We start from the raw sequence: 25,472 nt of genomic DNA on the forward strand, positions 1-25,472 counted from the left end.
GCAAGTTCCGACCTGCGGACTCCTTGATGCTGGCAGTCGTCGATCGCCACCCGATCGCCGCTGTGTCGCCGTCCGATAGACGCCCGGTACACGCTCGTCGGGCGCCCCCGAGAAGGGCGCGGCCGAGGGTCAGACGTCGCCGGGTTCGATCGGCTCGACCCTCAGCTCGGTGCCCCGGTACGGCACGGTGGCGTCGCCCAGGTCCCAGCCGGGAGCGGGCTTCGGGCTTCCGTTCACCCACTGGGTGCCGGTCTGCCGCTGGTCCGGCAGGACGATGAGGCCGAAGCGGACCTCGTTGCCGTCGACCGTGCCCGAGGCGCGGTACAGACCGGCCGGAGCTTCGGACTTGCTGAGCGTGAAGCTGGTCTTCCACTGGCCCTTGGCCGCGGTTCCGCTCAGGGTCCCGTTCTGGACGGTGGCGTCGAGCACCGCGCCCTCGTCTCCGGAGAGGACCAGCCGGTCGGCCCCGGCGACACCGCTGAGCCAGGCCTCGTCCGCCGTGCCGTTGGAGACATACGCGATGGCCTCCGAACGCCAGACGACGACGGCGATCGCAAACCGGCCGTCGTCGCTGATGCCGACGTAGCGGGCCTTCTCGGTGGGCTGCGGCGTGGCTATCTCCGCCGCCGGCGGCTGGGTCCCCGGCGCGGCCTCCGCCGTGGGCAGGGGCGGCGCCACAGGAGGCGACGACGGCTGTCGGGCGCCGGTGGCCGCGGTGGTGTCGGTCTGCCCGCCGGTCACGAAGCCGGTGGCGATATCGGTGACGACAAGGGCCAGTGCGAGGGCAAGGGTGCTGATCAGGGCGATGAGCAGGCGTTTACGGGTCATTGGTGTCTCCGGGAGAGTGGATGGGGCCGGTACGAAGGGGGTGAGGGGTCAGCCCAGACGGCCCGCCTCTTTGTCGATCTCCAGGCCGAGCGCCCCGGTGTCCAGACCCCCGTCCACGCCGACCGCCAGCCGCCATGCCGCGTCCGGCACATCGCCGAGTACGACCATCGCGTCCGACCGGCGGAGTCCGGCCGGAGCGCCCCCGGCCCACATGTCCTCACGGAACCGGTCCGCGTCCACGACCAGCAGGCGAGGTGCCCGCCACTCGGCGTCGTCCGAGCCGCCGCCCTCGATGAGGCCGTAGATCTGGGTGACCGACGCCGAGCGGTTCGACCCGATCGCGGCCGTGTCCGTGCCGCGGGCGAGCGCCTCGTCGAGCGTGGCCGCGGTGTGCAGCCGCCCGGAGGACATGCCGGACAGCCCGGCCAGTTCGGCGGCGACCGAGCCGATCAGCGTCACTTCCGTGCCGCGGCCCACCGGTCCGGTGACCAGCTCACCGACGAACGCTCCGGCCAGCCGGTGCACATCCGCGGTCGCGCCGGTCAGCGCGACCGGAGCGCCGGCCCGCGCGAGATCGACCAGCATGCGGCTGCCGTCGTGCAGGCCGAGCGTCACGGTCAGCGGGAAGGGCTGGATCTGCCCGGCCACGTCCTCGCCGCCGGTCGGCCGCTTCCTGCTGATGGACCACTCCTCGCCCGACTCGTCCACGTCCCAGGGCCGCGGCGGATCGGTGTCGGCGCGGGTCAGCCTCAGGGTGATGCGGTCGGCCGAGCAGTCCAGGACATACACATCGGGCAGTTCCCGTCCTGCCCGTGCGCAGCCGACGGCCAGCGCGCGGAGCGCCAGATCGACGGCTTCCAGCGCGTCGCGCCCGGTCACGTCGGGGCCGACGACCCGCCGCGGGGCACGGCCTTGCGGCGGGGCTCCGCGGGACTCCCGGATCAGCGCTCCGATCGCGCCGAGCAGCAGCACGCCGATCACGACGGCCAGCACAACAGACACGGTCATGCGGTCCAACCACCTTGCAGTCAGAGGAATTCGGGCTCGGTCCGGCGACACAGGCGCAGACCGAGCCCGAATACGGCGGCGGAGGTGGATCGGTTCTCGGGTCCGCGCAGAGAACGCGTCCGAGCGCGCGGCCGTAACAGAGCGGACGCCTCGCAGTGCCTCCGAGACCGTCCGGTACTCCCTCGAACTCCTCGTACTCGTCCCGTACTCCTCTCGTACTCCTCCAGAACGGAGCCCCACGTGCAGCTGAGAATCACCGTCGTAGACAGCGTCGGAGACGCCTTCGACGTGCATCTCGAGGCCGATCCGCAGACACCGGTCGCCGCGGTCGCGCAGGCGCTCGCACAGGCCGGCGGGGACGCCGAGCCCCTCTCCGGGCCGAGCCTGATCGTCGAAGGGAAGGGCGTGGACCCGGAATCGACGCTCCAGGACTCGCCGCTGCGGGACGCCGCCGTGGTCCATCTGGCCCGCCCGCAGCGCGGCCTGGCGAAGGAGCCGGACGGCCTGGTCGAGGTCCGCGTCGTCGGTGGCACGGGCGCGGGCACGGTGCACCGCCTGGACATGGGCGAGTACGAGATCGGCACCGCGTCCGACGGCACTGTGCGGGTCGGCCGCAGCCGCCCGGCCAACCGGGCTGCCCGCCTCCGCGTGGGCCCCGGCGGCCGCTGCACCCTGCTGGCGCACCTGGGCGGATCGCCCCTCGAGCTGGACCGCGAGGACATCGACGGCGACACGCCCTGGCCTGCCGGGGCGCAGCTCTCGCTGGGCGCGCCGGGCGGCTCGCTGCTCGAACTCGTGCTGCCGCAGCGGCCCGACGCCGCCGTACAACCCTCGGAGGACGGCGGCGGACTCGACTACAACCGGCCGCCGCGGCTGCTCCCGCCGAAGCCCGAGACCCGGTTCAGACTGCCGTCGCCGCCAGGCGAACCGGAGAAGCGCCCGCTCCCGTACATCGCCGCGATCGTGCCGCTGCTGATGGCCGCGGGCGGCGTGCTGATCTTCGGCCGTCTCTCCGCGCTGCTGTTCGGACTGCTCTCGCCGGTGGCGGTGATCGGCAGTTACGTCATGAGCCGCCGCAGCGGCAAGGAGTCGTACGCGACCAGGCTGGCCAAGTGCAAGGAGGCCAAGGCCCGCATCGAGAAGGACGCCGAGGAAGCGCTGGTCGCCGAGCGCACGGCCCGCCGCCGTGGCTTCCCGGACCCGGCCGCCGTACTGCTGACAGCCGTCGGCCCGCGTCGCAGGCTGTGGGAGCGGCGCAAGGCCGACGCCGACTTCCTGGAGCTGCGCATCGGCACCGCCGACCAGCCATCCGAAGTCGTGCTCCAGGACCCCGAGGCCGACGAGCACAAGCGCCAGATTCCGCGCGAGGCGTATGACGTGCCGGTCACGGTGGCCCTGCGCGAAAGCAGGGTGCTCGGCATCGCGGGCACCGGCGACCCGGCGCGGGCCGTGGCCCGTTGGGCGGTGGGGCAGGCGGCGATCCTGCACAGTCCGCGCGATGTGCAGATCTACGTCCTCACCGGCGCGGGAGGCCTCGGCGGCGGCGCGGAGGACTGGGCTTGGATCCGCTGGCTGCCGCATGTGCGCCCGCAGTTCGGCCAGGACACCGTGATCACGGTGGGCACCGACACGGAGTCGTCTGCCCGCCGCGTCGCCGAACTCACCGCGCTCATCGGCGCCCGGCTGGCCGCCGCCGCACGCCCGGGGCGCCCGGCCTCCAGGGAGCCGGATGTGCTGGTGGTCCTCGACGGGGCACGGCGGCTGCGTTCGCTGCCGGGCGTGGTACAGATCCTGCGCGACGGGCCCATGGTCGGCGTGTACGCCGTGTGCCTCGATGCCGAGGAGCGGCTGCTGCCGGAGGAGTGCCAGGCGCTGGTCGTCGCCGAGCCCGGCGGCACGCTGCGCGTCGGCCGCTCCGGTGCGGCCACGGTCACCGGCGTACGGGCGGATGTGGTCACCACGTCCTGGTGCCGTTCGGTGGCCCGCGCGCTGGGTCCGCTGCGGGATCCGGGCGGCGCGGACGAGGAGGCTTCGGTCCTGCCGTCCGCCGCGCGGCTTCTCGACGTACTGTCGCTGGATCCGCCGACACCACAGGCGGTACGCGGGCGTTGGGCCGCGGGCGGACGGACGACGTCGGCTGTCGTCGGCGTCTCGCTGGACGGCCCGTTCGCACTCGATCTGCGGCGCGACGGCCCGCACGGGCTGATCGCCGGAACCACCGGTGCGGGCAAGTCGGAGCTGCTGCAGACCATCGTGGCGTCGCTGGCGGTGGCCAACCGGCCGGACGCGATGACCTTCGTGCTCGTCGACTACAAGGGCGGCTCGGCCTTCAAGGACTGCGTCGACCTGCCGCACACCGTCGGCATGGTCACGGACCTCGACGCCCACCTCGTGGAGCGAGCGCTGACGTCCTTGTCGGCCGAGCTCAAGCGCCGCGAGCACATCCTCGCCGCCGCCGGGGCCAAGGACATCGAGGATTACATCGATCTCCTGCGACGCGAACCGGGCCGGGCGCCGATGCCCCGACTCCTCATCGTCATCGACGAGTTCGCCTCCATGGCCCGCGATCTGCCGGACTTCGTGAAAGGCCTGGTCAACATCGCCCAGCGCGGACGATCCCTCGGCATCCATCTGATCCTGGCCACACAGCGACCCGGTGGAGTCGTCTCGCCCGAGATCCGGGCCAACACCAATCTCCGCATCGCACTCCGCGTCACCGATCAGAGCGAGAGCCAGGACGTCATCAACTCGCCCGAGGCGTCGGCCGTTTCGAAGGGCACACCGGGCCGGGCCTATGCCCGGCTCGGCCAGACCTCGTTGGTGCCGTTCCAGGCGGGAAGGGTCGGCGGCCGAAGGCCCGGCGCTTCGACTGCCTCCGCTCCGGAACCCTGGGTGGTGCCGTTCGGCTGGGAGCAGCTGGGCCACCCGCTGCCGCAGCGCCCGCGCGCGGCACTTCAGCAGTCGGACGACGCGGTCACCGACCTCGCCGACCTTGTTCAGGCGATACGGGACGCCGACCGGGAACTCAACATCCCCCCGCAGCACAGCCCGTGGCTCCCGGCCCTCGGCGTGAGTCTTGTACTCGACGAGCTGCCGGCTCCCGAGCGCGGCGGCTATGACCTCGCGCCGGTCGCGTACGGACTGGTGGACCTGCCCGCCGACCAGGCACAGCAACCTCTGGCCCTGGATCTGGCGGCCTTCGGTCATCTGCATGTCATCGGCTCACCACGGGCCGGGCGGTCGCAGACCCTCCGTACCATCGCGGGCGCGCTCGCCCGCACCCACTCCTTCGCCGACGTCCATCTCTACGGAATCGACTGCGGCAACGGCGCGCTGCTCGCGCTCGAGGCGCTTCCGCACTGCGGCGCCGTCGTCCAGCGCACGCAGCCGGAGCGGCTCGCCCGGCTGCTGTCCCGGCTGACCGCCGAGGTGGCGGCGCGGCAGGAACTGCTGGCCGCGAAGGGGGCTGCCGATCTGCCCGAACTGCGGGCCGCGCTGCCCGCGTCGGAGCGGCCGCCGCACATCGTCGTCCTGCTCGACCGGTGGGAGGTCTTCGACAAGACGCTCGCCGAGTACGACTCCGGGGCCCTGCTGAACGGTGTGCTCGGGCTGCTCCGCGAAGGCGCGAGCGTGGGCGTCCATGTGGTCGTCGCGGGCGACCGGACCGTGTTCTCGACGCGGCTCAGTTCGACCACTGAGGACAAGTTGGTGCTGCGGCTGAACGAGAAGTCGGAGTACAGCATGATCGGCGTCCCGCAGCGGTCCGTGCCCGACGACATTCCGTCCGGCCGTGCGCTGCGGGCGGTCGACAAGGCCGAAGTGCAGATCGCGCTGCTCGGGCCGGACACGTCGGGGCAGGCGCAGGCAGCGCTCCTGGGCGCCATCGGCGAAGCGTGCCGGGAGCGCGATGCCGAACTGCCGGACGCCAGGCTGCCGTTCAGGGTCGATCTGCTGCCGGACCGGCTGACCGCCGAGCAGGCCGCGGGGTATGTGCCGCAGCCGCATCCGGGTCCGCTGTGGGCCATGGTCGGCGTCGGCGGCGACGAACTGACCGCCATGGGCGTCGATCTGGCGCTCAACCCGTCCTTCATTGTGGGCGGCCCCGCGCGCTCCGGACGCAGCACGGTGCTGCTCACGATGGCGCTGTCGCTGCTGGCCGCCGGGGCCGATGTGGTGATCGCGGCCCCGCGCCGCTCGCCGTTGCGCGATCTGGCGGGCCGGGACGGCGTACGGGCGGTGTTCACCGACTCCGACATTCCGCGGGAGGACCTGGAGAAGGTGCTGGATGACGACCCGAGCCCGGTCGTGGTGATCGTCGACGACGCCGACGGGTTGCAGAAGTCGCAGGCGGACCCGGTGCTCGGCGAGATCGCGCGCAGCGGTGCGGAGAGCGGGCGAGGGCTGCTGCTGGCCGGGCAGACCGACCGGCTGTCGGCCGGGTTCTCCGGCTGGTTCGTGGAGGTACGGCGCAATCGGCAGGGTGCCCTGATCAGTCCGCAGGCAGCCGGCGACGGCGAGCTGATCGGCGCGAAGGTGCCGCGCAGCCGGCTCGGCGGGGGCAGGCCGGGGCGGGTGCTCTTCCATGCGGGAGACGGGAAGCTACGCACGCTTCAGGTGCCGGAGACCCGGCTGTAGTCGGGCCCGTACGGGAAAGGGCTCCCGCACCGTCGGCGGACGGTGCGGGAGCCCTTCGTCGTGATTGCAGGTCGGCTACTGCTCGCCGCCGTCGGAGCCCTGGTTGTTCTCGCGAACGGCCTCGCCCAACTCACCGGCTCCGTACAGGAGCCCGACGCCGGCGAGAGCGATACCCGAGTAGTCGGCCATCCGCCGGAACGTGTCCAGCTGGGTGGGCGGGGTCGGGATATTGCTCCCCGGAGGGGCCGGGGGCGGATAGCTGTGCGCGGGCGGGGTCGGGGCCTGGGGCGTCGGGGCAGGCGTCGCCGGGGCAGGCGGTTGGCTGACGGACGGCGGGGCGGACTGCGGACGCGGCGGCGGTACGAAGTCCGGCGACGGAGGACGCGGCGTCACGGGCGTGTTGGGCGGCGGCGACGGCGGCACGGGCGACTGCGGAGTCACCGGTGTGTTCGGCGGCGTGGGCGGTGCCTGCGCCGGAGGAGTGATGGTGGGCGGGGCGGACTGCGGACGCGGCGGCAGGCCTGGGTCGCCCAGCGGAGGCCGGTCCGCCGTCGGCGGCGTGGACCCCGGGCGCGGCGGCAGATCGGCCGGCGGCCGCGGCGACCCCAGAGGTTCGGGCGTCGCCGGACGCGGCGTCACCGGAGTGTTGGGCGGCGTCGGCGTCGGCGACACCGGAGACGGCGGCGGAGAGCTGGTGCCCGGCGGCGCGGACTGCGGACGTGGCGGCACGTCGGGCGTCGGCGGTCGGACGGTTGGCGGTCGAACGGTTGGCGGCGGCACCGGCGCGGGGGCCGTCGGGGTGGGCGTCGGCGTGGACGTCGGAGCAGGGGCCGGCGGGCGGCCCGGCGGCTTGAACAGGCCACCCAGTCCCTTGACGCCCTTCAGCGCTCCGATCGCGGCGAAGCCGCCGAACGCGATTCCGATTCCGCCCAGTACGAGGCCGACGATGTCCCACTCCCCCGTCGCGACCCCCTTGGCGATGACCATCCCGAGCCCCGCGACGCCGAGCAACAGGCCGGCTCCGATGGCGAAGATCTGCAGTCCGGGAACGAAGGCGGCGACCGCAGCGACGATGACCCCGGCGATGCCGAGGATCACCCCGACGACCTCGTCCCAGAAGCTGTCCCAGAAGCTCTTCTTCTTCACGGCATTGTCGGACGCGCCGTCCAGCTCGGTGGCCGCGTTCGCCGCATCTCCCACCCGCAGCTGCTCGGCGTCGGTCGCCAGCTGCTGGGCGGCCATCAGCTGAAACTGCGCGTCGGCCAGCTCGCCCTGCGCCGAGTCGTGTGCCGTCTGTGCCCTGGCCACCGCGTCGCGCGCGGCCGCACGGGTCTGCTCGTCGTCCGGCGGAGGCACCGCCTCCTGGCCCTGCGCGGTGGCCAGGTTCAGGCCGGCCGACATGACGGCGGCCTGGGCCGCGTCCACCCGGGCTTTGGCCTCTCTGCCTTGCTCCAGCGCACGGTTGGCCTGGTCCTGGTGGGTCTCCAGAAGCGGTACATAGCTCTGGAGCGCACCGGCCGCGGACCGGTAGGAGTCCTGCAACTTGCCGATCTGGTCCGGGAGTTCATCGAGCTGCTCCCGGAGCTTGTCCATGGTCTTGCCCTCACCCAGGTCCGAATTCCTGAGCCGGTTGATCACGGAGAAGGCGGATTCGGCGTCGTCGGCGATGGACTCGTATTCCACGGCGAGCCGCCGCAGTACCTCGGCGTCGCCCGGGGTCGGGTCGTCGGAGCGGTCGAGGACTTCCCATTCGCTCAGTGCTGGTCGCGCCATGACTATGCGACCCCTTCCGGCTCTTCGGGTTCAAAGCGGAGTGTTTCGGCGATCGCGTCGAACACCTCGAAGAACGGCTCCATGAGGGTGAGATTGGGCGTGGATCCTGCAATCACCAGGAAATCTGCGGTGCCCGGAATCGGAACCACGGTCTGCAGCATGGCCATGCGGACCCAGCCCTTTCCGTAGAAGTCGATGTCCTCGACAGAGGTGACCCGCCCCGCTGGTCCGGCGTACGGCAGGTCGATCATGTCGGTCTGGTTTCCCGGAGTGTTCTTGCCGAGCGGCAGCTTCGCATTCCGCACGGCATAGGCGAGCATCAAGTCGACGAGTTCCGGGGGTTCTTCGGGCGGCGGGACGACCCGCAGCACCATGCTGGTGCCGATCAGCGTCGAGCCGTCCTCGAACAGATCGAAGACCCCGGCCATTTGGAGTGCGCCGCGCGCATGTGCGCTGCGTGCGGACTTGCGTGCCGCGCGGACCAGGGAGTCGACCTGTTCGGGGCCGGCCTTGGCTCCTCCGGACATGGCGAGATTGGCCTGGATGCCGCGGCGTATCGAGGCGTCTCTGGTGCTCGGATCGAGATCGAGGTTCCACCAGCTCTCGGGGAACTTGAGAAAATAGTGCGTGGGAGCGGACACCGTCGGTGCGCTGTCCTGCCGAGTTCCGGTCATTGCTGTTCCTCCAGCTGCCTACGACGGTGATTCGAGTTGCTGCGCGAGCTTGTCGTCGGTGTCGGCGAAGTTGCGCAGAACTCCGTCGACGCTCTCGCGGAAGGTGTCTGCGTTCTCGCGGACGCGTTCCTGGCCGGCGCGCCATGCGCCGTCGAAGCCGCCCACGGAGTCTCGGAGCCGGGAATCACCCACGTCATCCTCGGTTCCGACCGACTCCAGGCTGGCGGTCCGCTCGATGCGGTCACGAATGCGCGTCAGCGTGTCGATCAGCTCGGCGAGTTCATCGCCCGGAATGCGAATTCTGGCCATCCATAACCTCCTTGGAGTGCCCGGAGGGGGCGGACCGGGCATCCCCGGAACCGCCCCCGCCGAAAAGGTCGGAGAAGGTCAGCCGATGGACCCGGCGGTCTGGTCGTCGGTGCCGACGAACGCCTCGGCGACCGCCTTCAGGAAGCTGCTGACGCCTTCGAGGCCCTCGATGGCGTTCTTGGTGCCGGTGTTGTACTCGTCCCAGTACGGCTTGAACTTGGTCTCGGAACCCGGCGTGCTGTATGCGGCGGCGACCACGTCGGCCATCTTGGTGTCGGCCTCCTGAAGGGACTGCTGCAGCTGCTCCTTCTGGTTGCGCAGCCAGGTGGCTGCCTCCTCGATCTCCGTGGGGTCGATGCTGATCTTGCCTGCCATGGCGGTTGTCCTTTCCGGTGGGGCACCTTGGATCCGGTGCCTGCTGCGGCCGCGCGGCCTGGGCCGCGACGTCCTCAGGCCCTCGATACGGACGGGCCCCGGTTCGCGTTCTCGCGCTCGTTCGCCGGATGGTCCGTCCCGCTCTGCTGTTCAATGGAGCTGTACGATCCCGGTACGTGAGAGGAGCCGCCGTGTCGCCCACCGTCGTGCCGCCCGTCGGCCCGCGCATCCGGCGGGCGCGCCTGGAGCGCGGCTGGAGTCTGCGTGCACTGGCGCGTGAGGTCGGGGTGTCCGCGAGCCTCGTTTCGCAGATCGAGACCGGCAAGAGCCAGCCCTCGGTCAGCACCCTGTACGCGATCACGACGGCGCTCGCCATCCCGCTGGAAGGTCTCTTCGAGGCGGAGGAAGAACCCGCGCCGGCCGCTTCCGCAGCCCCGGCGCCGGTGGGACCGCCCGGCACCGTTCTGCAGGCCCTCGCGACCTTCGCCGCCGCGCCGGCCCGCCGGATCGGCCCGCTGACCGGGCCCGACCAGCGTGAAGTGCTCGAACTCGACTCCGGAGTCGTATGGCAGCGCCTCGGCCATGTGCCCGGCACGGAGGTCGACTTCCTGCTGGTCACCTACCGGCCGGGCGGCTCCTCGTCCAGCGCGGGCGGACTGATGCGCCATCCCGGCACCGAGTACGGCTACCTCACCTCGGGAGAGCTGGTCCTCACCCTCGGTTTCGAGGAGCACGTCCTGCGTCCGGGCGACGCGGTGTGCTTCGAGTCGACCACTCCGCACCGGTACCGCAATGACGGACCCGAGCCTGCTGTCGGCGTGTGGTTCGTCGCCGAGCACGGAAGTGTTCCGTAACGGGAGTGTTCAGTAGCACTTGACACTCTCGCGAGGCGGTCGTTCACTGAAAGTGAGCGGACTCCAGGATTGGGAGTGGTCGCGATGGCGATCCGCACCTTCGGGCCCAACGCGGTCGACTGGGAAGAACGCGTCGACCTGGACCGGCTGCGCAAGGAACGGCTCGCCCGGCTGCGGGCCGCGCTCGAACGGTCCGAGCTCGGGGCCGTACTCAGCTTCGACTTCTCCAACATCCGCTATATGACGTCGACCCATATCGGCACCTGGGCGATGGACAAGCTGATCCGGTTCGCGCTGCTCGTACGCGGCGGCGAGCCGGTCATCTGGGACTTCGGATCGGCCGCACGCCACCACCAGCTCTACAACCCCTGGCTCGACCACGAGACCAAGGACGGGGCGCCCTCCGGCGCCCGTGCCGGGATCTCCACGCTGCGCGGCGCGTTCCATCCGGACGCCGGGATCGCCGAGGACGTGGCGCGCAAGGTGGCCGAGGAGCTTCGCGAACACGGCATGGCGGGCGAACCGCTCGGCGTCGATCTCGTCGAGATGCCGATCCTCGCCGCCCTGCACGCGCAGGGCATCGAAGTCGTCGACGGACAGCAGCTGTTCCTCCAGGCGCGGCGCATCAAGACGCCCGACGAGATCTCGCTCCTCTCACAGGCCTGCGCGATGGTCGACGCGGCGTACGAGGAGCTGTACGGCTATCTGCGCCCGGGCGTACGCGAGAACGAGTGTGTCGGAGTCGTCAGCAAGGTCCTCTACGACCTGGGGAGCGAGTACGTCGAGGGCGTCAACGCGATCTCCGGAGAACGCTGTTCGCCGCATCCGCATGTCTACAGCGACCGGCTGATCCGTCCGGGCGACCCGGCGTTCTTCGACATCCTGCACAGCCATCTCGGCTACCGCACCTGCTACTACCGCACGTTCGCCGTCGGCAGCGCCTCCACCGCCCAGCGCGACGCGTACACCCGCTGCCGCGCCTACATGGACGAGGCCATCGACCTGGTCAAGCCGGGCGCGACGACCGCCGACATCGTGCGGGTGTGGCCGCGGGCCGAGGAGTTCGGCTTCCCGGACGAGACGGCCGCGTTCGCCCTCCAGTACGGCCACGGCGTCGGGCTGTCGATCTGGGAGAAGCCCATCTTCAGCCGGCTGGTCTCGCTGGAGCATCCGGAAGTGCTGGAGGAGGGCATGGTGTTCGCCCTCGAGACGTACTGGCCCGCCGCGGACGGCTGGTCGGCGGCGCGTATCGAGGAGGAGGTCGTGGTGACCGCCGACGGATGCGAGGTGATCACCAAGTTCCCGGCCGAGGAGCTGCTGGTCGCGGGCCGCAAGTACTGGACGGTCGGAGGAGAGCTCAACACCCGGCGCGAGGCGCAGTCGCATCTCAACACCCGTGACGGCAGGGGCGCGTCATGACCGGCGCCGTCGAACTCCTCGCGCTGTACGAGCAGATGGCGGTGATCCGCCGCACCGAACAGGCGGCCTACGACCTGTTCATGTCCGGCCTGGTCAAGGGCACCACGCATCTCGCCGCGGGTCATGAGGCCATCGCCGTCGGCGCGAGCGCGGCGCTGCGCCCGGACGACTATGTCTTCGCGACCTACCGCGGCCACCATCACGCCATGGCGCGCGGCGCGACGCCCGAGGAGTGCCTGGCCGAGCTGATGAGCCGGGCCACCGGGGTGTGCGGGGCCAAAGGCGGCTCCATGCATCTGACCAAGGCGTCCGCCGGCATGCTCGGTTCGTACGCGATCGTCGGCGCCCATCTGCCGATGGCGGTCGGCGCTGCCTGGTCGGCCAGGCTGCGCGGCAGCGAGCAGATCGCGGTGGCGTTCTTCGGCGACGGTGCGACGAACATCGGCGCGTTCCACGAGGCGCTCAATCTGGCCGCAGTCTGGAAGCTGCCGGTGCTCTTCGTCTGCGAGAACAACCTGTACATGGAGTACACGCCGATCGCCGACGTCACGGCGGTGCCGCGACCGGCGGCCGACCGGGCACCGGCGTACGGCATCCCCGGCGAGGTCGTCGACGGCAATGACGTTCTCCTGGTCCGCGACGCAGTGGCACTGCTGGCCGAGCGCGCCAGGTCGGGTGCGGGTCCGAGCCTGCTGGAGGCCCAGACGTACCGCCACTTCGGGCACAGCCGCGCCGACCCGGCCACCTACCGCCCGGCCGAGGAGGTCGAGCGATGGCTCAAGCACGATCCGCTGGGTCTCGCCCGCGACCGTCTCGCGGCGCTCGGTGTCTCCACGGCGGATGCCGACGCCCGCGCGGCGCAGGTCGTCGCCGCCGCCGTCGACGCTGCCAAGAACGCACCAGGACCCGATCCGCGGGAGGCGCTGACCGACGTGTGGGCGGACGGAGGTGCGGCGTGGCGGACGTGATCACCTACCGTGAGGCGGTCGCCGAGGGCATCGCGCGGGAGATGCGCCGCGATCCGGCGGTGGTGTGCCTGGGCGAGGACATCGGCGCGCCGGGCGGCGTGTTCAAGACGACCGCCGGGCTGCACAAGGAGTTCGGCTCCGGGCGGGTGTGGGACACGCCGATCTCCGAGCAGGCGATCGTCGGGGCGGCGATGGGCGCCGCGATGACCGGAATGCGACCGGTCGCGGAGATCATGTTCTCCGACTTCCTGGCCTGTTGCTGGGACTATCTGGCCAACGAGATCCCGAAGGTGCGGTACATGACGGGCGGCCAGGTCACGGTGCCGCTGGTGGTGCGCACCGCGAACGGCGGCGGGCTCGGCTTCGGCGCACAGCACTCGCAGGCCACGGAGAACTGGGCGTTCACCGTCCCCGGACTGAAGATCGCGGCGCCGGCGACTCCTGCCGATGTCATCGGCATGATGGCGGCGGCGATCCGCAGCGACGACCCGGTGGTCTTCTTCGAGCACAAGGGACTGCTCGCGACCAAGGGCCCGCCGGCGCCACCGGGCCATGTGGTCGAACTCGGCCGCGCCTCCGTCGTACGCGAAGGCAGTGACATCACGCTGGTCGCACTGGCCTCGATGGTGCCCGTCGCGCTCGCCGCGGCCGAACGGCTCGCCGGCGAAGGGATCTCGGCGGAAGTGGTCGACCTGCGCTGTCTGGTGCCGCTGGACACCGCGACCGTGCTCGCCTCGCTGGCGAAGACGTCGCGGCTGCTGACCGTCGAGGAGAACCCGTACCAGGGCGGCTGGGGCGCAACAGTTGTATCGGTCGTCGCCGATGAGGGATTCGGCCTGCTGGACGCGCCCGTCCGCCGGGTGGCCGCGGAGTGTGTGCCGCTGCCGTTCGCGGACGTGCTCGAAGAGCAGGTGATCCCCACCGTCGACAAGGTCATGGCGAAGGTCCGTGACCTCACCTCGTACTGAACACGGAAACCGGAGGAAGGCGAGTCAAGGCGATGACCAGTCGGATGCTTCTGCGCTCGGGCCATGTGGTCACGATGGACCCTGACATCGGAGACCTGCCTCAAGGGGACGTCCTCATCGAGGACGGGAAGATCGCGGCGGTCGAGCGGGAGATCTCCGCGGACGCCGAGGTGCTCGACATGACCGGCCGTATCGTCGCGCCGGGTTTCGTCGACACGCACCGCCACACCTGGGAGGCGTCGATCCGCGGCTGCGCGCCCGACGCCACGCTCGACGACTACTTCGTCGACGTCCTGGACACCTTCGCGCCCGTCTACCGGGCGGTGGACGTCTACGCGGCCAATCTCGCGGGCTCGCTGGAGTGTCTCAGCGCCGGCATCACCACGCTCGTGGACTGGTCGCACATCAACAACAGCCCGGATCATCCCGACGCCGCGCTCCAGGCCCTGAAGGAGACGGGCATCCGCGCCCAGTACGCGTACGGCAGCGCCAACACCTCGCTCGCCGCCTACTGGTTCGAGAGCAAGATCGCCATTCCGGGCGACGACGTACGGCGGGTGCGCGAGCGGTACTTCTCCTCCGACTCACCCGACGGCGGACTGCTGACGATGGGCCTGGCCACTCGCGGTCCCGGCTTCTGCGTCAATGACGTCGTCGAGTCCGAGTGGCACCTCGCCCGCGAACTGTCCATCCCCATCACCGTGCACGTCGGGATGGGCCGGCTGGCCGGCCGCTTCGGCATGGTCAAGCAGCTGCACGACCTCGGCCTGCTCGGCCCCGACACCACCTATGTCCACTGCTGCCACTTCAGCGACGAGGAGTGGCGGCTGGTCGCGGACAGCGGCGGCACAATCTCCATCGCGCCCCAGGTGGAGACGCAGATGGGGCACGGCTGGCCACCGGTGATGAAGGCGATCGAGTACGGCCTGCGGCCCTCGCTCTCCATCGACGTGGTCACCACCACGCCGGGCGACATGTTCACGCAGATCCGCGCGGCCTTCGCGGCCGAGCGGGCCAGGGTCAACGCCGAGTGCTGGCAGGCCGACACGCCCGTGCCGGACACGATGCTGACGGCGCGCCGGATGCTGGAGATCGCCACGGTCAACGGCGCGCATGTCGCGGGTCTGGAGGACCGCACCGGCTCATTGACACCGGGCAAGCGGGCCGATGTCATCGCCATCGACGGGACGGCGCTCAATGTCGCGCCGGTGATCGACCCGGTGGCGGCGATCACGCTGTGCGCCGACGTGTCCAACGTGGAGACCGTCATCGTCGACGGCACGGTCCGCAAGCGCGACGGCAGGCTGCTCGCCGACACCGAGCGGGCACGGCAGCTGGTCGAGGAGTCCCGCGATCATCTGATGGCGGCGGCCGAGGTACGGAAGCAGCAGGCATGACGGACCGTCCCGCGTTTCTGGTGCGCCGGGCGGCGGACGCCGAGTTCGCCGACCCGCCGGGACCCGCGCACTCCGGATTCCGCAGACGAACGGTGGTCGGCGAGGAGAACGGGGCCGTGCACACCGGCTTCGGCATATGCGAGCTTCAGCCGGACGGTGCGATCGGCGCGCATGTGCACGCGTACGAGGAGTCCTTCCACCTGTTGTCCGGAACCGTGATCCTCGACCTGCGCGACGGCTCGTTCCTGCTGGAGGAAGGCGACTACGGCCTGCTGCCGGTCGGCGTGGAGCACGCCTGGCGCGGCGCCAAAGACACCGTCGCACGCTGGGCGGACATGCTCGCGCCGGTGCCGCGCGCACGGTACGGCCACGACACGCAGGCCGTGCCCGCGCTGCCGGCCCGCACGCCGGCCCGCGTCGACGTACGTGATCCGCGCACCCGCTCGTTCGGCCACTTCGATGCCGCACAGATGGATCCCGGCAAGCAGTCCCAGGATCTGCCGGCGGTGTCGGCGAGCATGCGCACGGCGCTGCTCGTCTACAGCGGCATCGGCGTGAAGATGATGGTGGACAGCGATCTCGGGGCGGTGGCCTCGACGATGTTCATGGTGCAGTACGCCCCGGACGGCGTCGCAGGTACGCACGACCACCCCTTCGAGGAGACGTATCTGATCCTGGAAGGGGTCGTGGACGCCACGTTCGACGGCGAACGGCACCGGCTCGGAGTCGGCGACGCAGCCTGGGCCGGGGCCGGTTGCGTCCACGGATTCGCCAACGCCGGGCAGGGTCCGGTGCGCTGGCTGGAGACACAGGCGCCGCAGCCGCCCGCGCGCCACTCGTACCGATTCACCAGGGACTGGGACTATCTGCGCGAGGCACTGGAGAAGAAATCATGAACGATACGTCCCGCTCTGTGGTCGTCATCGGCGGAACCGCCGGAATGGGCCGCGAGATCGCCCGTCACTACGCCGACCGCGGCGACACAGTGGTGCTCACCGGCCGTGACGCGGACCGCGCGGACACCGTCGCCAAGGAGATCGGCGGCCGCAGCCGTGGCCTCGGCTTCGATCTCGCACGGCCGAAGGAGATCGCCGGCGCGCTGGCGGGCCTGGACCGCGTCGACGATCTGGTGCTCGCGGCCATCTCCCGCGACCACAATCCCGTCGCCGAGTACAACATCGAGGCCGCGCTCCATCTCGTCACGCTGAAGCTCGTCGGCTACACCGAGGTGGTCCATGCACTGATTCCCCGGTTCGGCGAGGAGAGCGCGATCGTGCTGTTCGGCGGGCAGGCCAAGGAACGGCCGTATCCGGGTGCGACGACGGTCGCGACCGTGAACGCGGGCGTGCTGGGCCTGATGCGCACGCTCGCCACCGAGCTCGCGCCGGTCCGCGTCAACGCGATCCATCCGGGCATCGTCGGCGACAGCCCGTTCTGGTCGGACAAGCCCGCCGAGGTGCTCGAAGCCTTCCGGTCGCAGACGCCGACCGGGCGGCTTGCGACCATGCGCGACGTGGTGGACTCCGTGGACTTCCTGCTGCGCAACCGTTCGGTCAACGGCGTCAGCCTCAATGTCGACGGAGGGTGGCTGCTGCGGTGACTTCCGGAATTCGGGTGGCGGTGATCGGCACCGGGCGCATGGGCGGCGCGATGGTGGTCCGGCTGCGCGGCGCGGGCTTCGGGGTGAGTGCGTACAACCGCTCGCGCGCGAAGGCCGAGGCGGTGGCGGCACGTTCGGGCGCGACCGTCGCGGCGACGGCCCGCGAGGCGGCGGCGGCAGCGGATGTCGTACTCGTCTCGCTCGCCGACGACGCGGCCGTGACCTCGGCGTACGGCGGTGAGGAGGGCATCGTCGCCGGACTGCGGCCCGGCAGTGTGGTGCTGGAGACCAGCACCGTCGCGCCGGAGACGGTCGCCGCGCTGCAACCGCTCGTCGACAAGCAGGGCGCGACACTGCTGGACACACCCGTCTCCGGCAGCGTCGTCTTCGTCGAGGAAGGGAAACTCGCCGTGATGGCGGGCGGCCCGGGTAACGTCCTCGACCGGGTGCGGCCGGTGCTGGACGCGCTCGCGGCGCGGGTCTTCCACGTCGGGGAGAGCGGCTCGGGCGCCGCGATGAAGCTGGCCGTGAACTCAATCGTCCATGCGCTCAACCAAGCCGTCTCAGAAGCGCTGGTGCTCGCCGAACAGGCGGGCGTGGAGCGGGAGTCGGCGTACGAGGTCTTCGCGGCGAGCGCGATCGCGGCGCCGTTCGTGCAGTACAAGCGGGACGCGTTTCTCCATCCGGACGAGACTCCGGTGGCCTTCACACTCGATCTCGTCGCCAAGGACCTGGATCTCGCCCTGGCCCTCGCGGAGCGGGTCGGCACGCCGATGCCGCAGGCCGCGGTGAACCGGCGGCTCGCCCGGGCGGCGGGTGAGGCGGGCTTCGCGGAACGCGATCTCAGCGCGATGGCGGCGTATCTGAGGCAGTCGCGGGAGCGCGGCGCTCCGTAACGCGTGGGCCGGTGTGCACTCGGACAGACGCTCCGCGACGCTCCGAAAGGACCGTTCTCCGGCGCTGCATCGTGCCGCTACATCGTGCCGTCGGCCCAGCCGCCGTCGACGCGCCTGCGGCCGCCACCGGGCCCGGCGCCCACGGACTCCAGATCACGGTCCGCCACGCGCATCAGCTGCCGGGCGAGGTCGCTCATGGCGCGGCTCGCGGCGAGTTCGTCGCCGATCGCCGGTACCTCGACGTCCTGCGGGTTGCAGTGGGCGCTGCCGCGGCCGGTCAGCGTCGCGGCGCCGGTGTCCAGCACCGCCCGGGCCTTGGTCGTGCCGTCCTCCTCGGACAGGAACAGGCCGACCTTCCACTCCAGCGTGCGTGTCATGACGCACCTCCTCGCCGGGTCAGAGCGTGCTGCCGCTGCCGTGCGGCGCGTACAGGTCCAGGAGCCGGACGCGTGCCGCGTGCAGGCGATGGGCCAGCACACTGCCGACCCAGTGGCCGATCGCGGAACCGAAGGCGAGATCCGCGTCCATCATCATCCGTACGTTCCGCGCATCGAATTCGAGGGCGCGCACCGGTGTCATGGCCTCGGCGCCGAGTCCCCACTCGTACGGCGGGAACAGCCAGGACCAGCCGACGAGTTCGCCGAAGCCGAGGCTCTCGATCACGACGGGACGCTGCTGCGGAACCTGGATGTCGAGCGTGACAGTGCCGGATCGGATGATCCAGAAGAACTCCGCGGGGCTGCCTTCCTCGAAGATCCGGGTGCCTTCGGGAATGTTGACCTCGCGCGCCAGCCCCATCAGGCGTGCGCGGTGTTCGGCGGACAGGGCGGACGACATACGAGTGGGAGAAGGGGTGCTCATCGCTGGGCCTCCGTATCAAGTGCTCCGATGTCCTCGTTGACCGCGGAGCACTCCATTCCATGGAAACACCCTGCGCGCGGTGTCACCAGGTACCACCCGGCCCCGGCCCGGTACAGGTCGGTCCCGCGCGGCGGAACCGATGGGGCCCGCGTCGTCGTGAAAAGGACGAAGGACCGGCCGGAGCGAGAGGGAGAGCCGTGGGCGCAACGCGGATCGACGGGAACTGTCTGGAACTGCCGGGCGGTGTGCGTGTCCGTTTCATACGGACGCTTCGGCTGCCGGAATCGGGCACGCATCCGCTGCCGCCGGGTCTCGGCGAGTTTCCGGTGCGGCGGGTCGAGGACTACCCGGACGGCGTGCCGCCCGAGTGGCTGAGGCGCGGCGGTGTGCTGGTCCCGGTCCATCTGCGCGAAGCGATGTGGCTGAGCTTCGCCGGTACGCATGAGCCGGCGGCTCTGCAGGTCGGCGTGGGCAAGGTGTGCGCGGTGTCCGGCAAGCCGTGGAGCAGCCGCCTGTCGCGGAAACCGCAGAACTATCTGGTGCTGCCGCAGCAGCCCTGGCTGGACGGCATCAACTCGGGCACCGGGACGGTACGTCAGTTTGTCGCCGTGCCGCTCGGCATGGGTGCGACGGTGGAGGGACAGATCACCGGCGAGGAGACCGTCGGCGGCGTGCAGCTGCAGACCTTCCCGCTTTCGGACACAGCCTTGTCGGCATGGCACGAGGAGCAGCGGGAGATCGCCCGTCGGGCCGCCGAACGCGCGCGGACCGCGCCCGGGTACGGCGGATACGGCGCGGCCGCCACGGGCTCCTTCGGCGGGCCTCCGCCGCAGGGAGCCCCGCCGGCACCGGGAGGCGTCCCGGCACCGGCGCCCATGGCTGCGGGTGGCCCACCGAGGGCGGCCGCCGCGATGGGCATCGGGGCCGGCGGCACGATGAAGCAGTCGATCTACCAGGACCAACGGCCGGTCGGTGACTGGTCCGCGGAGCCCTCGGGCCGGGTCTTCATCCATCTCGTCACGCCTCCGGAGTGGCAGCGGATCACCGGAGAGGCTCCCCCGCCGTCGCCCGCCGACCGCGCCGCCTACACGCGGGCCGGACTGCCGTGGTTCGACTACTACGACGCGGACGGCACGGATCTCGCTCCGTCGGAGGCCCTGAGCGATGTGAAGCCGGTCGGCGACTGGCTGGGGCAGGACCTCGATCCGTGGCAGCAGCCCGCGCCACCGCAGGTGAAGCCGCTCGGCGACCCGCCTCCGCCGGGGCAGGCGGTGTCGGACGGCGACTGGTGATCTCAGGCCGTGCCCGGCGCACGGCGCACGGCGGCATCCGGCCCGCGAGTGCCGCCGTCTTGGCTCCGGATCGTCGCGGCGGCGCGCTGCAACTCGCTGAGGACCGTGCGGACGGCTCTGCGTGCGGTGCGCTCGGGGCGGTGCAGGGCGTCGATGTGGCGTCGCGCGTGGACTCCGCCGAGCGGCCTCAGGACCACCGCGGGATGTGGACGCGCGGTCCAGCGGGGCATCAGGGCGAGTCCTCCTCCGGCGGCGACGACCTCGGCGACCACGGTGAATTCGTTGATGCGATGAACGATGTCGAGCCGGCGGTTCGCGGCGGTGGCGATGGCCTCGATGGTGGCCATCAGCGGGAAGCCGTCGTGGACGGTGATCCAGGGCTGGTCGGCGACATCGCGAGGAGTGAGGCGTCGCCGGGCGGCCAGCGGGTGGTCCGCGGGCATGGCGACGTCGAGCGGTTCGTGCAGCAGCTCGGTGACCGTCACGGTGTTGGGCCACGGCGGCGCATGGTCGAGACGGTGCGCCAGGACGAGGTCGTACTCCCGGGTCAGCGGTGGGAATTGGTCCTGCGCGACATCCTCGTCGGCGAGCGTGAGCCGGGGGCCGCCCGGCCCGCCGAGGCCGCGCAGCAGGAGCGGGCAGAACGCTCCGGCCGCGCTGTGGAAGGCCGCCAGCGACACGTGTCCGTCCGGCTGGTCCACGAAGTCGTCCATGGTGTGCCGGGCACGGGCGAGGGCCCGTTCCACATCGATCGCCGCGCCGGCCAGGGCCTGCCCGGCAGCGGTGAGGACCAGTCGTCGTCCGTCGCGTTCGGTGAGCGGCACGGGGATCGAACGCTGCAGAAGCCGTAGCTGCTGGGAGATCGCTGATGGCGTCACCAGCAGCGCCTCGGCGACGGCGGTGACACTGCCCAGTTCGCCGAGTTCCCGCAGGACCCGAAGCTGCCGCTCATCCATCCCCATAGTGTAGGCGGGCTAAAGCGTCCTTTGAGAAGGTCGTACTTGGCTTCAGTATCGGCGCACTGCAGGGTTGGGGCGTGCCTGATTCCCGCCGTACCGACCTGGTACTTCTGCTTGTCGCGATCGTCTGGGGCTCCAGCTACCTCGCGGCCAAGACAGCCACCGATGCCACCCCGGTCCTGGTGGTGCTGTTCGCGCGGTATGCGATCTCCGCGCTTGCGTGCATCGCCGTCATCGCTGTCATCGCCGTCGCCGCCCGCCGGAGGTCCGGCCGCTGCACCCGGGAGGAGATCAGGATCGGGTCCGTGCTGGGAGTCACCCAGGCTGCCGTACTGGTTCTCGAGACATACGGCGTCGCGCACACCAGCGCGGCCAACGCCGGCCTCATCATCAGCCTGACCATCGTGCTCACCCCGTTTCTGGACCGCACCGGCCGGCAGGGCATGCTGCCGCCCAGGTTCTTCGCCGCAACCGGCGTGTGCGTACTGGCCGTCGGGCTGCTGATGTCGGGCGACGGCCTGCACGCTCCAGGACTCGGCGACCTGTTGATGCTTGTCGCCGCTGTGGTGCGGGCGGTGCATGTGGCGCTGGTCGGGCGGCTGACCACGGGCCGCACTCTGCGTCCGCTGCAACTGACGGCCATTCAGACAGTCGTCGGTTCTGCCCTGTTCCTGGTGCCCGCGGCGGGCGAGCTGCCGGTGCTGGCCCAGGCCGGTGCCGCGACTTGGACCCAGCTGATCTATCTCGCCCTGTTCTGCAGCGTGTTCGCCTTCCTCGCCCAGACCTGGGCGGTGCAACGCACCTCCGCCAGCCGGGCCAGCCTTCTCCTGGGCACCGAGCCGGTCTGGGCCGTCGTGATCGGCATCGGTCTGGGCGGCGAACGGCTCACCGTCGCCACCGCCCTCGGTGCGGCACTGATGGTCGCCGGGACCTACTGGGGCCAGTCCGTCGAACGCGCCCACCGCGCCAGTGCCGGCCCGAGGCGGACCCCGGCTGAAGCGAAAGAGCCGGACGGGCGCTCGGTCACGGTGTGACGAGCACGGCCACCCCGGTGATCCGTCCCGCCGCCAGGTCCTTCAGGGCCTGGTCCGCCCGCCGCATCGGATAGCGCGTGACCCGCACGCTCGGACGCAGCCGCGCCGCCTCGGCGAGGAACGCGCGGCCGTCCGCACGGGTGTTGGCGGTGACGCTGCGTACGGTCCGCTCCTGGAACAGGTGCCGGTCGTAGTCGAGCGGTGGTATCTCGCTCAGGTGGATCCCGGCGATCGCGAGTGTGCCGCCCCGGTCGAGCGCAGCGAGCGCCACCGGCACCAGATTCCCGACCGGGGCGAAAAGGATCGCGCAGTCCAGCGGCTGCGGAGGTGCGTCGGCTCCCGCCGAGGCCGCTCCCAGCTCGAGGGCCAGCCGCTGGGCATGCGGCGAGCGCGTGACGACATGGACTTCGGCACCGCGGGCCAGGGCGAGCTGCACCGTCAGATGGGCGGAGGCGCCGAACCCGTAGATGCCGAGCCGGCCGCCGGGCGGCAGCTCCGCCCGTTCCAGTGCCCGGTGGCCGATGATCCCCGCGCACAGCAGAGGTGCGGCGTCCTCGTCGCTCCACCCCTCCGGCAGGCGGTAGGCGTAGCGCGCGTCCACGAGCAGGTGGTCGGCGTAACCACCGTGGATGTCCCAGCCGGTGTAGCGCGAGGCGGGGCACAGGTTCTCCCGGCCGGTGCGGCAGTAGCGGCACTCTCCGCAGGTTCCGGCCAGCCAGGCCGCCCCCACCCGGTCGCCGACGCGAAGGTCCAAAACGCCGGGCCCGGCGGCGATCACCTCTCCCACGGCCTCGTGGCCCGGCGTGCAGCGTGTCCGGTGCGGTGCCAGATCGCCCTCGGCCAGATGCAGGTCGGTCCTGCACACCCCGCAGGCGCGCACCCGCACCAGCAGCTCGCCCGGCCCGGGCCCGGGAGTCTCGCGCTCGACGAGCCGCAGCGGGGTGGACGCGATCGGCCCGGGCCGCTCGACCACCCAGGCGGATGTCGGCACGGGTACCTCAGAGGCCGTCATCGCTCTCCCGTCATGTGAGGGCCTTCGCGAGCGCCGCGGCGGTCTTGGCGATCAGCGGGTAGTCGGCCTTGGCGGCGGGATCGTTCTTGGTCGTGAGCACGGCCAGCACGATCGGTGAGCGGTCGGCGGTCCAGGCGATGCCCACGTCGTTCCCGGTTCCGTACTTCCCGGAGCCGGTCTTGTCCGCGACGCTCCAGTCCTTGGGGAGTCCCTTGCGGAACTGTTCCCCGCTGGTCGTGTTCTTCAGCAGCCATCCGGTCAACCGCTTCCGGTCCTGCGGCTCGAGCCCGTCGCGGAGGCAGAGCCGCGTATAGGTCCCCGCGATGGCCCGCGGGGTGGTGGTGTCCTCCACGCGCCACGGTTCCGCCGAGTTCAGTTCAGTCTCCCACCGGTCGAGCCGCGTGGCCGGATCGCCTATGGAGCGGCAGAACCGGGTGATCGCGGTGGGCCCGCCCAGCTCCCGCAGGAGGAGGTTTGCGGCGGTGTTGTCGCTGTGGCGGATGGCGGCGTCACACAGTTCCTCGACGGTCATGCCGCCGGCGAGGTGCTCTGCCGTACCGGTGATCGGTGAATGGGTCGCCAGGTCCGACTCGGTGTACCGGATGCGCCTGGCGAGGAAGGCGCCGTCCCGGTCGAGATCGCGCAGCACGGCCGCAACGGCGAGTGGCTTGAACACCGAGCAGATCGGAAAGCGTTCGTCCGCGCGGTGGCGCACGGTCGCGCCGGTGGCGACATTGTGCGCGAACACGCCCAGCCGTGCCGCATGCGTACGCTCAAGATCGCGCAGTTGTCCGGAGATCTCCTCTCCGTCCTTGGCCGGGGCCGCGGATCCCTGTGCCGCAGACGCGGATCCGCCCGCCGGGGCCGCGGACGCCGTCCCGCCGGCGGGAGTGCAGGCGGCCGCGAGTGCCGCCCCGGCGCCGAGGGCCAGAAGTGAGCGACGGGTGGGTGCGGCTCCTCGCGTGTCCACGGTGGAATCCTTCGCTGTCGAACGGCTGGTCTCAATCGGCTTCTCTCAATGATCAAGACAACCTCGACAGCGCGATCGGTTCCTTTCCGCTGCCGGCTCCTTCTTATGGCGCGATGTTGTGGTTCAGACGGAACAGGTTGCCGGGGTCGTAGCGCCGCTTGATCTCCCTCAAACGGTCGTAGTTCTGCCGGTAGTTGGCCCGGACGCGGTCCTGGTCGTCGTGGTCCATGAAGTTCACATAGCCGCCCTCCAGGGAGTGCGGCTCCAGCGCCGCGGCGTAGGCGCGCGCCCAGCCGACGGTGGCCTCGCAGTCGGCCCGGGTCAGGAGAGCCGGGCCGATGGCGGTCGAGAAGTCGGCGTCCCGGTAGGCGAACGCGGTGTCCTCGGGGCCCACCCGGTGGCAGGCGCCGTCGATCGGGAAGATCACGGTCGAGCTCTGGATGGTGGGCGTCGTGGCGCCGTACTCAACGTGCGCGTCGATCGCTCCGTCCGGCAGTCCGCGGCTGAAGGTGCCTTTCCAGTAGTGGAAGAGACCCGCGGGGAGCATTTCGTCGAAGAGCGTGTTGATCACCGGATACGGCATGCGTTCTACGTACTGCCCCACCACCGGACCGAGGCCGGCGAGACGGGCACGGATCTGGTCGTCCTCTTCCTCGGGGCCGCTCCAGCAGGTCACCACTCCGCACAGCGGCCGCCCGTGCCAGCGCTCGGGCAGGAACGGGACCGGCGGGCCGAGCCCGACGACCAGCAGCGCGCCGAGCTTCTCGTCGGAATCGGCGATCAGCTCGCGGTATCGCCGCATCGTGTCGCCGTCGAGGGGGTAGAACGTCGGCCCGCCGAGAATGTCGGCCACCGGATGCAGCCGGTACTCGAAGGACGCGACGACCCCGAAGTTGCCGCCTCCGCCGCGCAGTGCCCACAGCAGGTCGGCGTTGCGCTCCTGGGTACAGGTCACGAAGGATCCGTCGGCGGTGACCAGGTCGGCCGAGATCAGGTTGTCGCAGACCAGCCCGCAGGCCCGGGCCAGATGGCCCATGCCGCCTCCGGTCGTCAGCCCGCCGATGCCGGTGCTGGACACGACCCCGCCCGTGGTGGCCAGTCCGAAGGCGTTCGTGGCGTGGTTGAAGTCGGCCCAGGTGCTGCCGCCCTCGGCCCGGGCCGTGCGCGTCTGCGGGTCGACCCGGATCCCGCGCATCCGGCCGAGGTCGAGGACGATGCCGTCGTCGCAGGTGCCGGCGCCGGTGACGCTGTGGCTGCCGCCGCGCACGGCCAGCAGCAGATCGTGCTCGCGGGCGAAGCCGACGGTGGCGACGATGTCGCCCACGTCGACGGCCCGCACGACGGCCGCCGGCCGTTTGTCGTGCATGGCGTTGTACACGGCGCGGGCCTCGTCGTAGTCGGGATCGCCGGGCCGCACGATCTCACCGTGCACGGCTGCCTGGAGCCGCTCCACCATCGTGTCGTCGAGGGTTGTTGTGTAGGTCGTCATGGCCGCCACCGGCCTTCCGCGTCTTCGGGGCCTTCCGAGTCTTCCGAGTCTTCGGGGAAGGGATACGCATCCGTTCTAGACGCGGCAGCCGGCGGCGCTCATCGCCGGAACCGCCCATCTCGCGGATCCGCGGCATGGGCAGAACGGCCCA

The 25,472-nt window shown here is 71.0% G+C and carries 23 protein-coding genes; 11 read left to right on the top strand and 12 right to left on the bottom strand.

Features of this window, described 5'->3' with window-relative positions; translation table 11 throughout:
• Positions 1-129 precede the first annotated feature (129 nt).
• Together ACH4YL_RS01850 and ACH4YL_RS01855 are read right to left on the bottom strand one after the other, a co-directional pair.
• The gene (locus tag ACH4YL_RS01850) at positions 130-828 is read right to left on the bottom strand and encodes a hypothetical protein (RefSeq protein ID WP_398503771.1); all 699 of its coding nucleotides are present in this window, start codon (positions 826-828) and stop codon (positions 130-132) included.
• A gap of 48 nt (positions 829-876) precedes the next feature.
• Positions 877-1,836: a hypothetical protein gene (locus ACH4YL_RS01855; RefSeq protein WP_398503773.1), complete on the bottom strand. Its 960-nt coding sequence runs from the start codon at positions 1,834-1,836 to the stop codon at positions 877-879.
• A 240-nt stretch (positions 1,837-2,076) separates the two neighbouring features.
• Here ACH4YL_RS01855 and ACH4YL_RS01860 point away from each other — a divergent pair, with 240 nt between their 5' ends.
• Positions 2,077-6,471, top strand: a complete 4,395-nt coding sequence (locus ACH4YL_RS01860) for an FtsK/SpoIIIE domain-containing protein (RefSeq protein ID WP_398503774.1) — start codon at positions 2,077-2,079, stop codon at positions 6,469-6,471.
• Positions 6,472-6,546: 75 nt separating this feature from the next.
• Here the strand turns inward: ACH4YL_RS01860 and ACH4YL_RS01865 are convergent, their stop codons facing one another.
• From ACH4YL_RS01865 to ACH4YL_RS01880, 4 genes are all read right to left on the bottom strand, one after another.
• Complete coding sequence (locus ACH4YL_RS01865; RefSeq protein ID WP_398503776.1) at positions 6,547-8,244, bottom strand: hypothetical protein; 1,698 nt, start codon at positions 8,242-8,244, stop codon at positions 6,547-6,549.
• Positions 8,245-8,246: 2 nt separating this feature from the next.
• Positions 8,247-8,918, bottom strand: coding sequence for a hypothetical protein (locus ACH4YL_RS01870; RefSeq protein ID WP_398503778.1), 672 nt, complete (start codon positions 8,916-8,918; stop codon positions 8,247-8,249).
• 18 nt (positions 8,919-8,936) lie between these two features.
• Positions 8,937-9,227 carry a hypothetical protein gene (locus tag ACH4YL_RS01875; protein ID WP_398503780.1) on the bottom strand — a complete coding sequence of 97 codons (291 nt, stop codon included), beginning with the start codon at positions 9,225-9,227 and terminating at the stop codon, positions 8,937-8,939.
• A gap of 78 nt (positions 9,228-9,305) precedes the next feature.
• The gene (locus ACH4YL_RS01880) at positions 9,306-9,602 is read right to left on the bottom strand and encodes a WXG100 family type VII secretion target (protein WP_398503782.1); all 297 of its coding nucleotides are present in this window, start codon (positions 9,600-9,602) and stop codon (positions 9,306-9,308) included.
• Between the two features lie 191 nt (positions 9,603-9,793).
• Between ACH4YL_RS01880 and ACH4YL_RS01885 the strand changes: the two genes are divergently transcribed.
• The 8 genes from ACH4YL_RS01885 to ACH4YL_RS01920 all read left to right on the top strand — a co-directional run bounded on the left by ACH4YL_RS01885 (position 9,794) and on the right by ACH4YL_RS01920 (position 17,704).
• Positions 9,794-10,456 carry a helix-turn-helix domain-containing protein gene (locus ACH4YL_RS01885; protein WP_398503784.1) on the top strand — a complete coding sequence of 221 codons (663 nt, stop codon included), beginning with the start codon at positions 9,794-9,796 and terminating at the stop codon, positions 10,454-10,456.
• A gap of 84 nt (positions 10,457-10,540) precedes the next feature.
• Positions 10,541-11,875 carry a M24 family metallopeptidase gene (locus ACH4YL_RS01890; RefSeq protein ID WP_398503786.1) on the top strand — a complete coding sequence of 445 codons (1,335 nt, stop codon included), beginning with the start codon at positions 10,541-10,543 and terminating at the stop codon, positions 11,873-11,875.
• Entirely contained in the window at positions 11,872-12,843 is a 972-nt protein-coding gene (locus tag ACH4YL_RS01895) for a thiamine pyrophosphate-dependent dehydrogenase E1 component subunit alpha (RefSeq protein WP_398503787.1), read from the top strand. Before ACH4YL_RS01890 ends, ACH4YL_RS01895 begins: the two co-directional genes overlap by 4 nt.
• Positions 12,831-13,811 (top strand): alpha-ketoacid dehydrogenase subunit beta, encoded by a 981-nt coding sequence (locus ACH4YL_RS01900; protein ID WP_398503788.1) that lies wholly within the window; start codon positions 12,831-12,833, stop codon positions 13,809-13,811. Before ACH4YL_RS01895 ends, ACH4YL_RS01900 begins: the two co-directional genes overlap by 13 nt.
• 32 nt (positions 13,812-13,843) lie before the next feature.
• The gene (locus tag ACH4YL_RS01905) at positions 13,844-15,208 is read left to right on the top strand and encodes an amidohydrolase family protein (RefSeq protein ID WP_398503789.1); all 1,365 of its coding nucleotides are present in this window, start codon (positions 13,844-13,846) and stop codon (positions 15,206-15,208) included.
• Positions 15,205-16,104, top strand: coding sequence for a cupin domain-containing protein (locus tag ACH4YL_RS01910; RefSeq protein ID WP_398503791.1), 900 nt, complete (start codon positions 15,205-15,207; stop codon positions 16,102-16,104). The genes ACH4YL_RS01905 and ACH4YL_RS01910 overlap by 4 nt, the downstream gene beginning before the upstream one ends.
• Positions 16,101-16,808: an SDR family NAD(P)-dependent oxidoreductase gene (locus ACH4YL_RS01915; RefSeq protein WP_398503793.1), complete on the top strand. Its 708-nt coding sequence runs from the start codon at positions 16,101-16,103 to the stop codon at positions 16,806-16,808. The genes ACH4YL_RS01910 and ACH4YL_RS01915 overlap by 4 nt, the downstream gene beginning before the upstream one ends.
• Positions 16,805-17,704, top strand: a complete 900-nt coding sequence (locus ACH4YL_RS01920; protein WP_398503795.1) for an NAD(P)-dependent oxidoreductase — start codon at positions 16,805-16,807, stop codon at positions 17,702-17,704. Before ACH4YL_RS01915 ends, ACH4YL_RS01920 begins: the two co-directional genes overlap by 4 nt.
• Positions 17,705-17,781: 77 nt before the next feature.
• On the opposite strand, the gene ACH4YL_RS01925 is transcribed toward ACH4YL_RS01920, so the two are convergent.
• Both ACH4YL_RS01925 and ACH4YL_RS01930 read right to left on the bottom strand, forming a co-directional pair.
• Positions 17,782-18,081, bottom strand: a complete 300-nt coding sequence (locus tag ACH4YL_RS01925; RefSeq protein WP_398503796.1) for a DUF1876 domain-containing protein — start codon at positions 18,079-18,081, stop codon at positions 17,782-17,784.
• 19 nt (positions 18,082-18,100) lie between these two features.
• Positions 18,101-18,565: a Crp/Fnr family transcriptional regulator gene (locus ACH4YL_RS01930; protein WP_398503798.1), complete on the bottom strand. Its 465-nt coding sequence runs from the start codon at positions 18,563-18,565 to the stop codon at positions 18,101-18,103.
• A gap of 197 nt (positions 18,566-18,762) precedes the next feature.
• Here ACH4YL_RS01930 and ACH4YL_RS01935 point away from each other — a divergent pair, with 197 nt between their 5' ends.
• The gene (locus ACH4YL_RS01935; RefSeq protein WP_398503800.1) at positions 18,763-19,857 is read left to right on the top strand and encodes a hypothetical protein; all 1,095 of its coding nucleotides are present in this window, start codon (positions 18,763-18,765) and stop codon (positions 19,855-19,857) included.
• Positions 19,858-19,859: 2 nt separating this feature from the next.
• On the opposite strand, the gene ACH4YL_RS01940 is transcribed toward ACH4YL_RS01935, so the two are convergent.
• Complete coding sequence (locus tag ACH4YL_RS01940; protein WP_398503802.1) at positions 19,860-20,813, bottom strand: LysR family transcriptional regulator; 954 nt, start codon at positions 20,811-20,813, stop codon at positions 19,860-19,862.
• Between the two features lie 80 nt (positions 20,814-20,893).
• Between ACH4YL_RS01940 and ACH4YL_RS01945 the strand changes: the two genes are divergently transcribed.
• Positions 20,894-21,850 (top strand): DMT family transporter, encoded by a 957-nt coding sequence (locus tag ACH4YL_RS01945; protein WP_398503804.1) that lies wholly within the window; start codon positions 20,894-20,896, stop codon positions 21,848-21,850.
• On the opposite strand, the gene ACH4YL_RS01950 is transcribed toward ACH4YL_RS01945, so the two are convergent.
• From ACH4YL_RS01950 to ACH4YL_RS01960, 3 genes are all read right to left on the bottom strand, one after another.
• The gene (locus ACH4YL_RS01950; protein ID WP_398503806.1) at positions 21,840-22,862 is read right to left on the bottom strand and encodes a zinc-dependent alcohol dehydrogenase family protein; all 1,023 of its coding nucleotides are present in this window, start codon (positions 22,860-22,862) and stop codon (positions 21,840-21,842) included. The genes ACH4YL_RS01945 and ACH4YL_RS01950 overlap by 11 nt on opposite strands.
• A 10-nt stretch (positions 22,863-22,872) precedes the next feature.
• On the bottom strand, positions 22,873-23,832 hold the full coding sequence (gene bla, locus ACH4YL_RS01955; protein ID WP_398503808.1) for a class A beta-lactamase: 960 nt from the start codon (positions 23,830-23,832) through the stop codon (positions 22,873-22,875).
• A 103-nt stretch (positions 23,833-23,935) separates the two neighbouring features.
• Positions 23,936-25,321, bottom strand: coding sequence for an FAD-binding oxidoreductase (locus tag ACH4YL_RS01960; RefSeq protein WP_398503810.1), 1,386 nt, complete (start codon positions 25,319-25,321; stop codon positions 23,936-23,938).
• Positions 25,322-25,472: the final 151 nt, after the last annotated feature.

This window comes from Streptomyces sp. NPDC020681 (assembly GCF_044334895.1).
Lineage (GTDB): Bacteria > Actinomycetota > Actinomycetes > Streptomycetales > Streptomycetaceae > Streptomyces.

Excerpts from the sequence above, each read along its gene's own strand:
- ACH4YL_RS01865 (WP_398503776.1), bottom strand. The coding sequence starts at position 8,244 with ATGGCGCGACCAGCACTGAGCGAATGGGAAGTCCTCGACCGCTCCGAC.
- ACH4YL_RS01880 (WP_398503782.1), bottom strand. The coding sequence starts at position 9,602 with ATGGCAGGCAAGATCAGCATCGACCCCACGGAGATCGAGGAGGCAGCC.
- ACH4YL_RS01940 (WP_398503802.1), bottom strand. The coding sequence starts at position 20,813 with ATGGATGAGCGGCAGCTTCGGGTCCTGCGGGAACTCGGCGAACTGGGC.
- ACH4YL_RS01870 (WP_398503778.1), bottom strand. The coding sequence starts at position 8,918 with ATGACCGGAACTCGGCAGGACAGCGCACCGACGGTGTCCGCTCCCACG.
- ACH4YL_RS01915 (WP_398503793.1), top strand. The coding sequence starts at position 16,101 with ATGAACGATACGTCCCGCTCTGTGGTCGTCATCGGCGGAACCGCCGGA.
- ACH4YL_RS01850 (WP_398503771.1), bottom strand. The coding sequence starts at position 828 with ATGACCCGTAAACGCCTGCTCATCGCCCTGATCAGCACCCTTGCCCTC.
- ACH4YL_RS01890 (WP_398503786.1), top strand. The coding sequence starts at position 10,541 with ATGGCGATCCGCACCTTCGGGCCCAACGCGGTCGACTGGGAAGAACGC.
- ACH4YL_RS01855 (WP_398503773.1), bottom strand. The coding sequence starts at position 1,836 with ATGACCGTGTCTGTTGTGCTGGCCGTCGTGATCGGCGTGCTGCTGCTC.
- ACH4YL_RS01910 (WP_398503791.1), top strand. The coding sequence starts at position 15,205 with ATGACGGACCGTCCCGCGTTTCTGGTGCGCCGGGCGGCGGACGCCGAG.
- ACH4YL_RS01875 (WP_398503780.1), bottom strand. The coding sequence starts at position 9,227 with ATGGCCAGAATTCGCATTCCGGGCGATGAACTCGCCGAGCTGATCGAC.
- ACH4YL_RS01925 (WP_398503796.1), bottom strand. The coding sequence starts at position 18,081 with ATGACACGCACGCTGGAGTGGAAGGTCGGCCTGTTCCTGTCCGAGGAG.
- ACH4YL_RS01960 (WP_398503810.1), bottom strand. The coding sequence starts at position 25,321 with ATGACGACCTACACAACAACCCTCGACGACACGATGGTGGAGCGGCTC.
- ACH4YL_RS01905 (WP_398503789.1), top strand. The coding sequence starts at position 13,844 with ATGACCAGTCGGATGCTTCTGCGCTCGGGCCATGTGGTCACGATGGAC.
- ACH4YL_RS01950 (WP_398503806.1), bottom strand. The coding sequence starts at position 22,862 with ATGACGGCCTCTGAGGTACCCGTGCCGACATCCGCCTGGGTGGTCGAG.
- ACH4YL_RS01895 (WP_398503787.1), top strand. The coding sequence starts at position 11,872 with ATGACCGGCGCCGTCGAACTCCTCGCGCTGTACGAGCAGATGGCGGTG.
- ACH4YL_RS01930 (WP_398503798.1), bottom strand. The coding sequence starts at position 18,565 with ATGAGCACCCCTTCTCCCACTCGTATGTCGTCCGCCCTGTCCGCCGAA.